General features: G+C 60.8%; 15 protein-coding genes. 2 read left to right on the top strand and 13 right to left on the bottom strand.

Translation table 11 applies throughout. The annotated features are described in order from the left end of the window. Positions 1–146: 146 nt before the first annotated feature. Together ACIOMR_RS30070 and fnr are read right to left on the bottom strand one after the other, a co-directional pair. Entirely contained in the window at positions 147–695 is a 549-nt protein-coding gene (locus ACIOMR_RS30070) for an adenine phosphoribosyltransferase (RefSeq protein WP_003219046.1), read from the bottom strand. A gap of 80 nt (positions 696–775) precedes the next feature. Further along, positions 776–1,510 carry a fumarate/nitrate reduction transcriptional regulator Fnr gene (gene fnr, locus ACIOMR_RS30075; RefSeq protein ID WP_003219044.1) on the bottom strand — a complete coding sequence of 245 codons (735 nt, stop codon included), beginning with the start codon at positions 1,508–1,510 and terminating at the stop codon, positions 776–778. A 154-nt stretch (positions 1,511–1,664) separates the two neighbouring features. On the opposite strand from fnr, the gene ACIOMR_RS30080 reads away from it, so the two are divergent. Beyond that, entirely contained in the window at positions 1,665–2,141 is a 477-nt protein-coding gene (locus ACIOMR_RS30080) for a hypothetical protein (RefSeq protein WP_003219041.1), read from the top strand. 7 nt (positions 2,142–2,148) lie between these two features. On the opposite strand, the gene hemN is transcribed toward ACIOMR_RS30080, so the two are convergent. The 8 genes from hemN to ACIOMR_RS30120 form a co-directional block, all read right to left on the bottom strand. Next, positions 2,149–3,531, bottom strand: coding sequence for an oxygen-independent coproporphyrinogen III oxidase (gene hemN / locus ACIOMR_RS30085; RefSeq protein WP_003219038.1), 1,383 nt, complete (start codon positions 3,529–3,531; stop codon positions 2,149–2,151). A gap of 103 nt (positions 3,532–3,634) precedes the next feature. After that, positions 3,635–4,318 carry a sulfite exporter TauE/SafE family protein gene (locus ACIOMR_RS30090; protein WP_003219035.1) on the bottom strand — a complete coding sequence of 228 codons (684 nt, stop codon included), beginning with the start codon at positions 4,316–4,318 and terminating at the stop codon, positions 3,635–3,637. Then, the gene (gene ccoS / locus ACIOMR_RS30095) at positions 4,311–4,529 is read right to left on the bottom strand and encodes a cbb3-type cytochrome oxidase assembly protein CcoS (protein ID WP_003219033.1); all 219 of its coding nucleotides are present in this window, start codon (positions 4,527–4,529) and stop codon (positions 4,311–4,313) included. The genes ACIOMR_RS30090 and ccoS overlap by 8 nt, the downstream gene beginning before the upstream one ends. Before the next feature lie 22 nt (positions 4,530–4,551). Beyond that, complete coding sequence (locus ACIOMR_RS30100) at positions 4,552–7,002, bottom strand: heavy metal translocating P-type ATPase (RefSeq protein WP_177028712.1); 2,451 nt, start codon at positions 7,000–7,002, stop codon at positions 4,552–4,554. Between the two features lie 135 nt (positions 7,003–7,137). Further along, complete coding sequence (locus ACIOMR_RS30105; protein WP_008437568.1) at positions 7,138–7,677, bottom strand: FixH family protein; 540 nt, start codon at positions 7,675–7,677, stop codon at positions 7,138–7,140. A 14-nt stretch (positions 7,678–7,691) separates the two neighbouring features. After that, positions 7,692–9,107, bottom strand: coding sequence for a cytochrome c oxidase accessory protein CcoG (ccoG, locus tag ACIOMR_RS30110; protein ID WP_003219028.1), 1,416 nt, complete (start codon positions 9,105–9,107; stop codon positions 7,692–7,694). Between the two features lie 207 nt (positions 9,108–9,314). Further along, positions 9,315–9,725, bottom strand: coding sequence for a type II toxin-antitoxin system VapC family toxin (locus ACIOMR_RS30115; protein WP_401198042.1), 411 nt, complete (start codon positions 9,723–9,725; stop codon positions 9,315–9,317). Further along, a complete protein-coding gene (locus ACIOMR_RS30120) occupies positions 9,725–9,979 on the bottom strand; it encodes a type II toxin-antitoxin system Phd/YefM family antitoxin (protein WP_010176379.1) in 255 nt (84 codons plus the stop codon). Before ACIOMR_RS30120 ends, ACIOMR_RS30115 begins: the two co-directional genes overlap by 1 nt. A 634-nt stretch (positions 9,980–10,613) precedes the next feature. Between ACIOMR_RS30120 and ACIOMR_RS30125 the strand changes: the two genes are divergently transcribed. Further along, complete coding sequence (locus ACIOMR_RS30125) at positions 10,614–11,294, top strand: hypothetical protein (RefSeq protein ID WP_023659084.1); 681 nt, start codon at positions 10,614–10,616, stop codon at positions 11,292–11,294. A gap of 93 nt (positions 11,295–11,387) precedes the next feature. Here the strand turns inward: ACIOMR_RS30125 and ccoP are convergent, their stop codons facing one another. The 3 genes from ccoP to ACIOMR_RS30140 all read right to left on the bottom strand — a co-directional run. Then, entirely contained in the window at positions 11,388–12,365 is a 978-nt protein-coding gene (ccoP, locus tag ACIOMR_RS30130) for a cytochrome-c oxidase, cbb3-type subunit III (protein WP_003219020.1), read from the bottom strand. Beyond that, complete coding sequence (locus tag ACIOMR_RS30135) at positions 12,362–12,547, bottom strand: CcoQ/FixQ family Cbb3-type cytochrome c oxidase assembly chaperone (RefSeq protein ID WP_008437575.1); 186 nt, start codon at positions 12,545–12,547, stop codon at positions 12,362–12,364. Before ACIOMR_RS30135 ends, ccoP begins: the two co-directional genes overlap by 4 nt. A gap of 5 nt (positions 12,548–12,552) precedes the next feature. Continuing rightward, positions 12,553–12,979, bottom strand: a 427-nt coding sequence (locus ACIOMR_RS30140) for a cbb3-type cytochrome c oxidase subunit II (protein ID WP_401198048.1), incomplete at its 5' end; no start/stop codon positions are given.

Genomic DNA, 12,979 nt, shown 5'->3' on the forward strand with positions numbered 1-12,979 from the left:
AGCTTGCTCCCGCTGGGCTGCGTAGCGGCCCCAAGATCTTTGGGAGCGCTGCGCACTCCAGCGGGAGCAAGCTCCCTCGCCACAGCAAGCTCCCTCGCCACACAAGCTCCCTGCCACACAAGCTCACTCGCCACACGAATCCCGGGTTATTGGTCTGTCAGGGCAAACTGCGTCAGGCAGAACGTCGCAATGCCCATGTCTTCCAGGCGCTGGGACCCACCCAGCTCCGGCAGGTCAATGATCGCCGCCGCTTCGAAAATCCGTGCGCCCATGCGCCGCGCCAGGTTGGCCGCTGCGATCAGCGTGCCGCCGGTGGCGATCAGGTCATCGAACATCAGCACCGAATCACCTTCACACAGGCTGTCGGCGTGCACTTCCAGGAAGGCTTCGCCGTATTCGGTCTGGTAACTCTCGGCCAGCACGTCAGCCGGCAATTTGCCTTGCTTGCGGAACAGGATCAGCGGTTTGTTCAACTGATAGGCAATGATCGAACCGATCAAGAAGCCCCGGGCATCCATCGCGCCGATGTGGGTGAAGTCGGCTTCGACGTAGCGGTGTACGAAGGTGTCGGCTACCAGGCGCAAGGCCTTGGGCGACTGGAACAGCGGCGTGATATCGCGAAAGATCACCCCAGGCTTGGGGAAGTCGATGACTGGGCGAATCAGGGATTTGATGTCGAACGAATCGAAGACCATCGTCGAGGAGTCCTGGGGAGGAAAGCGGACTCGAAGTATACCTGCGGCCCAGCCGATTGGCTCGGCCGCAAGCGTCTGGATCAACCGTCGAGCGAACCGCCAGCCAATGCGCAGAGCTGGATCGGGTCGAGGATATGCACTTCCTTGCCTTCGGCCGCAATCAACTCGTTCTGCTGGAAGCGGGTGAATACCCGGGACACGGTTTCCACCGCCAGGCCCAGGTAGTTGCCGATTTCGTTGCGCGACATGCTCAGGCGGAACTGGTTGGCCGAGAAACCCCGCGCGCGGAAACGTGCGGAGAGGTTGACCAGGAAAGTGGCAATACGCTCGTCGGCGGTTTTCTTCGACAACAGCAGCATCATCTGTTGGTCGTCGCGGATTTCCCGGCTCATCACGCGCATCAGCTGGCGACGCAATTGCGGCAGCTGCAGGGCCAGTTCATCCAGGCGTTCGAACGGGATTTCACACACCGATGTGGTTTCCAGGGCCTGGGCCGACACGGGGTGAATCTCAGTGTCCATGCCCGACAGTCCGACCAGTTCGCTCGGCAGGTGGAAGCCGGTGATCTGTTCTTCGCCGCCATCGCTCAGGCTGAAGGTTTTCAGCGCGCCAGAACGTACTGCATAAACGGAGTCAAACTTGTCGCCCTGGCGAAACAGGAACTCGCCTTTTTTCAGTGGGCGACCGCGTTTAACGATCTCGTCCAGCGCTTCCATGTCTTCCAGATTCAACGAAAGTGGCAGGCAGAGGGGGGCCAGGCTGCAATCCTTGCAATGAGCCTGGCTATGAGCGCGCAGTTTAACTGGCTCGGACATTTCTTAAATCCTTGTGGGAAAACACACATAAGACGTAAGGGTAACGCACCGGGGGGCAATCAGGCCAGCGTGTACAGAAAAGCAGCAGCGGTATAAAGAATTTTGTATCGAGGTCGATACAAGATTGTCACTCCTAGAGCTGGAGGCTCAGATCATGCTTTCCATTGGCGCAACCAACCCTGCCATTGTTTCTTCGCTAACCGTGCCTGATGCGAAAAAAGACCCCGCTGCAGACGATAAAGACCAAGCGTCTTCTACCGATCGGGCCACTGACACCAAGCCCCAAGGACTGGTGGTGGATATCTCGGGGGCGGGGCTGAAAGCCTCCAAGGCCAGCACCAACTCCAACAAGGACATTGACGACAGCAACCTGAAAGACAACATCAAGCAGCTGTTGAAAATGATTCGCGAGATGAGAAAACAGCTCGCCGAGAAGATGGCTCAGCTCTCAGCTGCCATGTCCGACGCCTCAAAGACCCCGCAGGCAAGGCAGGCCAGAGTGGCCGCCTTGCAGAGTGATATCGCGACATTGCAGGCCGGCTTGATGACGGCCCAATCGCAGTTGACCAAGGCCTTGAAGGACGAGTCTCCCGAGTCGCAGCTGGAAGCGATGGCCCTGCTGGCGAAGTAGGACAGGTTCAGATTACTCGCGAAAATCGTTGCCGATTCTGGTGCTCCAGATAGGCATCGAACACCATGCACACCGAGCGTACCAGCAGGCGCCCCGCCGGCAATACGCGGATGCCCTGTGGGTCGAGTTCGATCAGTCCGTCCTCGGTCATCGCCTCCAGTTGCGGCCAGAGTTCGTCGAAATAGCCGCGAAAATCGATGTTGAAAGCCTGTTCGATCTTCTCGAAATTCAGGCTGAACGTGCAGATCAACTGCTGGATCACTTCCCGTCGCAACCGGTCATCCGTGGTGCATAACAACCCACGGCTGGTGGCCAGTTGCGCGCCGGCGAGGGCGTTCTGGTAGTGGTTCAGGTCGCTGCTGTTCTGGCAGTACAGGTCGCCGATCTGGCTGATCGCCGACACCCCAAGCCCGATCAAATCGCAATGCCCATGGGTGGTGTAGCCCTGGAAGTTGCGTTGCAGCGTGCCTTCTTCCTGGGCGACGGCCAATTCGTCGTCCGGCAGGGCAAAGTGGTCCATGCCGATGTAGCGGTAGCCCGCCCGGGTCAACTGCTCGATGGTGGTTTGCAGCATCAGCAGTTTTTCCGCCGGGGAGGGCAGGTCGTCGGTGTTGATCCGTCGCTGGGGCATGAACCGTTCCGGCAGGTGTGCGTAGTTGAACACCGAGAGGCGGTCCGGTTGCAGGCTGATGACTTCTTCCACGGTGCGTGCGAAATTCAGCGGTGTCTGCTTGGGCAAACCGTAGATCAGGTCGATATTGATCGAACGAAACTGCAGGGTGCGCGCTGCGTCAATCACTGCGCGGGTTTCTTCCAGGCTTTGCAGGCGGTTCACCGCACGCTGCACTTCGGGGTCCAGGTCCTGCAGGCCGATACTGACGCGGTTGAACCCCAGTTCACGCAGCAGGCCCATGGTCGCCCAGTCGGCTTCCCGTGGGTCGATTTCAATCCCGTAGTCGCCGGAGTCATCGTCCAGCAGGTTGAAGTGCTGGCGCAGGCGGCCCATGACCTGACGCAGCTCGTCATGGCTGAGAAAGGTCGGGGTGCCGCCGCCGAAGTGCAGCTGCTCCACCGGCTGTTTGGGGTCGAGGTGGCACGCCACCAACTGGATTTCCTGCTCCAGGCGTTGCAGATAGGCGTGAGCCCGGCCGCGATCCTTGGTGATGACCTTGTTGCAGGCGCAGTAGTAGCAAATGTTGGCGCAAAACGGCACATGCACATACAGCGACAGGGGCCGTACGGCCTTGCGGCTGTCGCGCAGGGCGTGGAGCAGGTCGAAGGTGCCGACCTGGCTGTCGAATTGTACGGCGGTGGGGTACGAGGTGTAGCGTGGCCCCGCCAGGTCGTAGCGGTGAATCAGATCAGTGTCCCAACGAATGGCGTCGAGCATGCGGGCGTTCCCCCGGATAGGCTAGTGGGCCGAGTCTAGGGGCTGGGTGGGGAAGCCATCTTGATTTGCATCAACGGGGAGCGGCGCTATGCCACATGGCGATCTAGTGGCCCATCAGCCAGTGCTGGTGCGGCCCGGGCAAGGTCCAGATGCCGAACAGCATGACCAGCAGGCCACCGGCCATCCGCACGCTGCGTTTGCGCAATAACGCGGTGACTCGATCAGCGGCTAAGCCCGTGGCCAGCAGTACCGGCCAGGTGCCAAGGCCGAACGCGAGCATCAGCACCGCACTGTCCAGCGCATTGCCCTGGCTGGCCGCCCACAGCAACGTGCTGTAGACCAACCCGCACGGCAACCAGCCCCAGAGCGCACCCAGCAGCAACGCCCGGGGCAGGCTGGACACCGGCAGCAAACGGTTGGCAACCGGCTGGATATGCCGCCACAGGCCGCGCCCGAGGCTTTCGATACGGGTCAGGCCGCTCCACCAGCCAGCCAGGTACAAGCCCATGCAGATCAGCAACAGCCCGGCGAGGATGCGCATGAACATCGCTGCCGGACTGTTGGCCACGGCCCAGCCGGCCAGGCCGATCAGCAAGCCGGCGGTGGCGTAGCTGAGGATGCGCCCCAGGTTGTAGGCCAGCAGCAGGCGAAAGCGCCGACTGCGTTGCTCCTTGGGAATCGCCAGGGTCAGCGCGCCCATCAGGCCGCCACACATACCCAGGCAATGGCCGCCGCCCAGCAGGCCGAGGATCACTGCCGAGACCAGCAGGGGCGCCAGTTCAAGCATGGGGCGGATCTTTCGGCTTGGGCGGTTGTTCAGGGCCGTTGGCTTCATCGACGGCCGCCAGGTGGTTCGGGTCCTGGTCATCGAACAGCACGCTGTGGGCCGGGCCATCGAGGTCGTCGTACTGGCCGCTGTCCACCGCCCAGAAGAAGATGTAAATGGCGATGGCAACGATCAACAGCGCCGCCGGGATCATCACGTAAAGAGCTGGCATCTGCACTCCATGCCCGTGCGGCTCAAGCCGGCAGCGGGCGGGTTACGGGGGCGGGGCTCACGGCTGGCGTGCTCGGCATGCGAGTCAGGCGCAGGGCATTGAGCACCACGGTCAACGAACTGAGGGACATGCCGATCGCCGCCCAGATGGGAGTGATCCAGCCGAGGGCGGCAAACGGCAACATCAGGCCATTGTACAGCCCGGCCCACAGCAGGTTTTCAATGATTACCCGGCGGGTGCGCCGGGCCAGGGTAAAGGCTTGCACCAGGGCGTCGAGGCGGTTCGACAGCAACACCGCGTCGGCGCTGGTCTTGGCCAGGTCGGTGGCCGAGCCCATGGCCACGCTGATATCGGCGGCGGCCAGCACCGGCACATCGTTGACGCCATCGCCGAGCATCAGCACCTTGCGGCCTTCCTTGTGCAACTGTTGCAGCATTTGCAGCTTGTCATCGGGGCGCAGGCCGCCATGGGCTTCGTCGATGCCCAGCTCGGCGGCGACACTGGCAACCATCGGCGAGCTGTCTCCCGACAGCAGCAACGTGCGCCAGCCGCGTGCCTTGCAGGCGGCGAGCAAGGCGGGCGCGTCGCTGCGCAGGCGGTCATCCAGGACAAACCAGGCCAGGGCGCCGTCGGTGTCGCCCAGCAGCAGCCATTGGCCGGCTTCCTTCGGCGAGGCGGGGAGGGCGCAGCCGCTCAGCTCGCAGACAAAACCCGGCTGGCCAATGCGCAACCGGCGGTCACCGACGCGGCCTTCCAGGCCCAGGCCCGGCGTGCTGAGCACTTCATCCGCCGCCAACGGCGCGCGGCCGAATGCGCGGGCGATCGGATGTTCCGAACGTTGCTCCAGCGCCGCCGCAAGGCTCAGGCACTCGTCGCTGCCCAGCAGGCTCAACGGGCGGATCGCGCGCAACGCCAGGCGACCTTCGGTAAGGGTGCCGGTCTTGTCGAAAATCACCGTGTCGATCTGGTTCAGGCCTTCCAGCACGTGGCCGCGGGTCAGCAGCAGGCCGAGTTTGTGCAGGGTGCCGGTGGCTGCCGTCAGGGCGGTGGGTGTTGCCAGTGAGAGGGCGCAAGGGCAGGTCGCAACCAGCATCGCCAGGACGATCCAGAACGCCCGTGACGAATCCAGCTCCCACCACACCAGGCCGATGACCGCAGCGGCGACCAATGAGCACAACAGGAACCATTGGGCGGCGCGGTCGGCGATCTCCGCCAGCCGGGGTTTCTCCGCCTGGGCCCGCTCCAGCAGGCGCACGATGGCCGACAGGCGCGTGTCGTGGCCCAGGGCGCGGACTTCGACGGTCAGCGCACCTTCGACGTTGAGGGTGCCGGCAGTGACGGCATCGCCGACCTGGCGTGGTTGCGGCAGGTACTCGCCGGTCAGCAGCGATTCGTCGATGCTCGACTGGCCGTCGAGGATGATGCCGTCTGCCGGCAGCACCGCCCCCGGATGCACCAGTACCCGGTCGCCCAGGGCCAGTTCGCTGAGCAGGATCCGTTCACTTTGCCCGTCGGCACTCATGCGCAGGCACGAGGCTGGCAACAGGTTGACCAACTGCGCGGTGGCTGCCGCCGTACGTTCCCGGGCGCGACGCTCCAGGTAGCGCCCAGCCAGCAGGAACAGGGCAAACATGCCGACTGCATCGAAATACAGTTCGCCGGTGCCGGTGATGGCGGTCCAGATTCCGGCCAGGTAGGCACCGCCAATGGCCAGGGACACCGAAACATCCATGGTCAGGTGGCGGGTGCGCAGGTCGCGCATCGCCCCCTTGAAAAACGGTGCGCAGCTGTAGAACACGATGGGCGTTGTCAGAAACATCGCGACCCAGCGCAGGATCACGTGCAGCTCCGGGCTCAGGTCGATATTGAATTCCGGCCAGGTGGCCATCGTCGCCATCATCGCCTGGAACCACAGCAGCCCGGCCACCCCCAGTTGACGCAGGGCCAGGCGGTTTTCGCTGGCCAGTTGTTCGGCGGCGCGGTCGGCCTGGTACGGGTGGGCGGCGTAGCCGATGTGACGCAATTCGCCGAGCAGTTGGCTCAGGGGCAATTGCCCGTCGGCCCAGCGCACGTGCAGGCGGTGGTTGGACAGGTTCAGGCGTGCCTCGGCCACGGCGGGCAGGCTGCGCAGGTGTTTTTCGATCAGCCAGCCACAGGCGGCGCAACTGATGCCTTCCATCAACAGTGTGGCTTGCGACAGGTCACCGTCGTGGCGCACGAAAGGCTTTTGCACATCGGCACGGTCATACAGCGCCAGCTCGTCCACCAGTTGCACCGGCAGCGCCTCGGGGTTGGCCGAGGCTTCGCTGCGGTGCTGGTAATAGCTTTCCAGGCCACCGGCGACAATTGCCTCGGCCACCGCCTGGCAGCCCGGGCAGCACAGCTCGCGGGGCTCGCCGAGGATCACGGCAGTGAACCGGCTGCCGGGCGGCACGGGCAGGGCGCAGTGGTAGCAAGGGGTCGGGGTGGTCATGGCTCAGTTCCGATGATCGTTCCCACGCTCTGCGTGGGAACGCTTCGCTGGACGCTCCGCGTCCGCTCTTGTGACGCGGAGCGTCACGGGGTGCATTCCCACGCAGAGCGTGGGAACGATCAAACAGGTGACGCTCTATTTTTTCAGGTCTTCAGCACCCTGCAGCGGCTCGTCGCCCAGCAGCAAGTCCTTGTCATGGCTGACCTGTTCTTCTTCAAACATACGCCAGGTCCGGTCGCCTTCCACCCCTAGCAGCTCGACGAAGCGGCGGCCTTCGACCTTGTCGGTCACCTGGCCGATGTAGCGGCCGGGCTCGCTGTCGCTGCGGGTCAGGATGATCTTGCGATCCTTCTCCGGCTGGGTCGGCGAAATCAGGTTCAGCTCCAGGGTGCCGGGCCCGCTGTTGCCGGTCAGGTGCAATTCGACTTCGCCGGTCAACTCGTCCAAGTGCACCTTGGCCCGCAGTTGCAGAGTCTGGGCCAGCAGTTCGCGGTCCAGGGAACGGTTGATGCCTTTGCCGGCCTCGTAATAGTTGTCGTTGACCAGGTTGTCGGGGTTGTTCACCGCGATGGTCACCATGGACAAGGTCAACGTCACCGAGCAGGTCAGGATCCCAATGATGATCCAGGGCCAGAGGTGCTTGTACCAGGGGCTTGCGGCAGTAGCTGCGGGCATTGTTCGGCTCTCTATTAACGGACTTGTGGGCCGATGAATCGGCTCTTGGCTTCAATGTGGACGCTGTCGTCATCGGCATCCCTGAGGATGAATTTCACCTCGTTGGTGCTCGACGGCAGTTGTTCCGGTGCGCTCGACAACTCCACCGGCATGCTGAAGATTTCCCCGGCCGCTACCTTGATCTCGCGCCGGCCTTGCAGCTTGAGGTCTGGCAGGCCTGCGGCGTCAAGCACGTAGGTGTGGTCGCGCTGGTCCTTGTTCATGATCTTCAGGCTGTAGACGTTTTCGATCCGGCCCTCGGCGTTTTCGCGGTACAGCACGCGGTCCTTGCTGACGTCGAAACCCACCAGCGAGCGCACGAAGAAGGCGGCCACCAACAGGCTGATCATCGCCAGCAGCACCAGGGCATAACCGATCAGGCGCGGGCGCAGCTTATGGGTTTTCTGCCCGGACAGGTTGTGCTCGGTGGTGTAGCTGATCAGCCCGCGCGGGTATTCCATCTTGTCCATGATGTTGTCGCAGGCGTCGATGCAGGCCGCGCAGCCGATGCATTCAATCTGCAGGCCGTCACGGATGTCGATGCCGGTAGGGCACACCTGCACGCACATCGTGCAATCGATGCAGTCCCCCAAGCCCTGGGCCTTGTAGTCGATACCTTTTTTGCGCGGCCCACGGACTTCGCCACGGCGCGGGTCGTAGGAAACGATCATCGTGTCCTTGTCGAACATCACGCTCTGGAAACGCGCATACGGGCACATGTAGATGCACACCTGCTCGCGCAGCCAGCCGGCGTTGCCGTAGGTGGCGAGGGTGAAGAAGCCGACCCAGAAATACGACCAGCCATCCGCCTGGCCGGTGAAGAAATCGAACACCAGTTCACGGATCGGCGAGAAGTAGCCGACAAAGGTCATGCCGGTGACGAAGCCGATGATCAGCCACAGGCTGTGCTTGCCGAACTTGCGCAGGAACTTGTTGGCGCTCATCGGCGCCTTGTCCAGCTTGATGCGCTGGTTGCGGTCGCCTTCGGTGACCTTTTCGCACCACATGAAGATCCAGGTCCACACGCTTTGCGGGCAGGTGTAGCCGCACCAGACGCGGCCGGCATACACGGTGATGAAGAACAGGCCAAACGCCGCCACGATCAGGATGCCCGACAGCAGGATGAAATCCTGGGGCCAGAAAGTCGCGCCAAAAATGAAGAATTTACGCTCCGGCAGGTTCCACCAGACAGCCTGGTGGCCACCCCAGTTCAGCCACACGGTGCCGAAGTAGAGCAGGAACAAACCGGCACCCCCGAGCATCCGCAGATTGCGGAACAAGCCGGTGAAGGCACGGGTGTAGATTTTCTCCCGCGATGCGTAGAGATCGACGGTGTTATTCGAATTTTTGGCAGGCGGAGTAACGTCATGTACCGGAATCTGGTTGCTCATCATTGCATCCCACGGCAGTGGAGATTTGCCTCGGCCAGTACGTGCCGGCCGGGGTCAAAATAGGGGTGTTGCAGTGGCCTAATGATACGCCCCTGATACCCTTCGACGGGTGCGACCTTTGGTCGCGTTGGGGGAAATCAATTGATGGTGTACGTGATCTGGGTCAATTGACTTGTGAAGTATGGACGGTTTTCGCAGCCTTACCGGTCATTCGTCCCATGGATTGATCAGCGCGACGCCGCTGGATTGAAAGTCGCCAGTGTTGCGCGTGGCCACTGTCAGCCCATGAACCAGCGCGGTTGCAGCGATCAGCGCGTCACTTTCGTTGGCCTGGTCTGGCACATGCAAGCTGGCACAGCGCAGGGCAACTGCTGCATCAATCGGCAGGATTCTGGCATCAAACGCCGGCATGACATGGCGCTTGAGCCATGTGCGCAAAACCTTCCCCTGGGCGGGATCACGCCGCTCCATTCGCAGGACTCCTGTTTCCAGTTCCTTCAAGGTAATGGCTGAAATATACATCCGTGGCGCGATGACACTTTTGGCCCAGGCGACGACCTTGGCATCGGCCTGGGGTTTGCGCAGTTCAGAGATGACATTGGTGTCGAGTAGATACATCAAGAGAAGTCCACGGGTCGATGAATGATCACGGCGCGTTCGGTTTCGAACTCGATATCTGCCGCTTCTGGCATCACCAACAGGTCAACGATGTCGGCATTGAGGCCAGTCAGTTTTTGGTAGTCCTCAATGCTTAGCAGTACATGGGCAGGCTTGCCCCGATCAGTGATAAAAACCGGGCCTTGGCGGGCGGCTTTTTTGGCACCGCTTGTGTCTTGATTGAATTCACGGCTGGAAATGGTGGTGATGGTCATGGGGGCTAACCTCCGTATGGAGTACGAATGTAGTCACGTTACTACCTGCGGTTTTCTTGATCAATCTCAAATGTAGATGCGTTGCTGGCGGTGACGACTTTTTCGACTTGAAAACAAAACGGCCCCGCCAATCTCCACTGGCGGGGCCGTTTTTTTTCACCGCTTTTCCTCACACGGCGTCTGGCGGCTTGTTCCCATGGGACAGTCCGAAACATACGCCGCCAGCAAGTGCACCTTGCCGTTTCCCTTGCGACTTCCTGGTGTTGAGTAAGTAAATCAGGAGAGGTCTACGGGCCGGTGTGGTGGCGTTTTTATAACTGCTTTTTGCGCTGTTAAATAACCTACAACGATTGGTTAGGAAGCTGACGCTTCTGCGATATCAGTTCTTAGGCCCAAACGAGCCTTTGTTTACACAGAATGAAACGTTTGTTGTAGGAACGCTGATCGCGTTATTGCCACGCAGGAAATGCCGACGTTGAGATCAAGTCTGGATCAGTGTTCGGCAATGTTTTGTAGCAGCGCGCAGCGTTACCACGATGAAACCTTTGATGAGCAATTGTTGAACGTTATGCCTAGGTCTCTTGCGCAACGATAAATTTATTTTGTTTTGACGTTATTCAAATCGAGGAAACCAATGACCATTCAACGTGCTAATGACACGCATAATGTTGGAGCCGTTCCACCATCGGCTTCGACGCTGCCAGTATCCTCTGGCATCAGCGTAGAGCAATTCAGTAGTTGGAATGATTATCGGGTGGCCGACCGTCTACTCAGAAACTTTGATAAGTATGCCGACCCTGCGCAACCAGACTACATCACCCGCGACTCTCTACGACAGGTTGCGTATGCCTCTGCGCAGAGTGGCTACAGCAGTGACGACATGAATTTTGCCCGTTCGCTGCTGGAAAATCCTGTACTCATGGAGAAACTCGATGGGTACGGAAAGCATAAGCACGATGGCAAAATCGATCGTGAAAGTATCATAACCGTGGGTCAGAATATGGGGTTTCCCCTGGCCACGATGAGTGATAAAGAACTGGCGCAAAAGCTCCTGAATGAATATGACACCTATTACCCGGAGCGCGGTTGGGGTGGAATTGATCGCAGGGAGGGTGTGACTTACGCTTCACTGAAGAACATCGCGGATGGGACGCGTCATGATCGCGGCCCAGATGAAGCGATGGTCGCGCGGGAAATCTTGAGTCGTCCTGAGTTAGTGGCACAGTTAGGACTGACGGATTGGTCTAAATCGGCTGATCGGGGGGCGATCAACGCTGCTATTAAAAGAATGGACCAAGTGCATGAAGAACGTTAACGCCTCGTCCTCGGGGTAAGTTGAGTTCCACCAATGCCCCATTACCAAAGCCCCGCGCAGCATTGGCTGCGCGGGGCTTTTTGGTTTTAATGCTTACTGCTCCTCAGCTGCCTTGTCTCCATGGGACAGGCTGTAAACATAGGCCGCCAGCAAGTGCACCTTGTCATTGCCCTGCAACTGCTCCTGCGCAGGCATCTGGCCTTGACGGCCATAACGGATGGTCTGCTGCAGTTGCGCGAAGCTCGAACCGTAGATGAACGCGCCAGGGTGGGTCAGGTCAGGCGCGCCCATGGCCGGTGTACCTTTACCGGCGGGGCCGTGGCACGCCACGCAGTTGGCGGCGAAGAGTTTCTCGCCGTTGGCCACGTCTGCCTTCGCGCCTTCCGGCAATTTGCGGCCATCGAGGTTGGTCACCACAAAGCCGGCCACATCGGCCACGCCTTGCTCGCCAATGACTTCGGCCCACGCCGGCATCACCGCGTGGCGGCCCTTCATGATGGTTTCCTTGATGGTGGCCGGGTCGCCGCCCCAGCGCCAGTCGGCGTCGGTCAGGTTGGGGAAGCCGTAGGCACCCTTGGCGTCGGAACCGTGGCAGACCGAGCAGTTGGAGGCGAACAGGCGGCCACCCATCTTCAAGGCTTGCGGGTCCTTGGCCACTTCTTCGATCGGCATGGCGGCGAACTTGGCGAAGATCGGCCCGAACCGGGCGTCCGACTTGGCCATTTCCTTTTCCCATTCGTGCACGCCGGTCCAGCCGGTCTGGCCATTGGCAAATGGGGTTTGCTTGTCGTTGTCGAGGTAGTTGTAGCCCGGCAGCAGGCCTTTCCAGTTGCCCAGGCCAGGGTACAGCGCCAGGTAACCGAGGGCGAAGATGATGGTGCCGACGAACAGCATGAACCACCATTTGGGCAGCGGGTTGTCGTACTCCTCGATGCCGTCGAACGAGTGGCCGACGGTTTCATCGGTTTGCTCGGCGCGCTGGCCCTTGCGGGTCGACAGCAGCAGCCAGGTCAGGGCGAAAATGGTACCCAGACTGAGGACTGTGACGTACAGACTCCAGAACGTAGTCATTCTTTGTTACTCCTAGACGCTTCCACGACGTGCTTGATGGCTTCGGGATCATCCGCGAAGGGCAGCAACGTCGCGTCTTCAAACTCCGACTTGCGCTTGGGGCTGAACACCCACAAGGCCAGGCCGATAAAGGCCACCATCACGACAACGGTGCCCAGGCCTCGAATCATCCCGATATCCATCCAGATCACCGTTTGCTTTTGATGATGGTGCCAAGGCCTTGCAAGTAGGCCACCAGTGCGTCCATTTCGGTCTTGCCCTTCACGGCCGCTGCCGCGCCGGCGATGTCTTCGTCGGTGTAGGGCACGCCCAGGGTGCGCAAGACTTCCATCTTCTTGGCGGTGTCCTTGCCGTCGAGTTTGTTTTCGACCAGGAACGGGTACGCCGGCATTTTCGATTCGGGCACCACGTTGCGCGGGTTGTACAAGTGCGCACGCTGCCAGTCATCGGAGTAACGACCGCCGACCCGGGCCAGGTCCGGGCCGGTACGCTTGGAACCCCACAGGAATGGGTGGTCCCACACGCTTTCACCGGCGACCGAGTAGTGGCCGTAGCGTTCGGTTTCGGCGCGGAACGGGCGGATCATCTGCGAGTGGCAGCCGACACAACCGTTG

The organism is Pseudomonas sp. NPDC087814 (assembly GCF_044742865.1).
In the GTDB taxonomy this organism is placed as follows: domain Bacteria; phylum Pseudomonadota; class Gammaproteobacteria; order Pseudomonadales; family Pseudomonadaceae; genus Aquipseudomonas.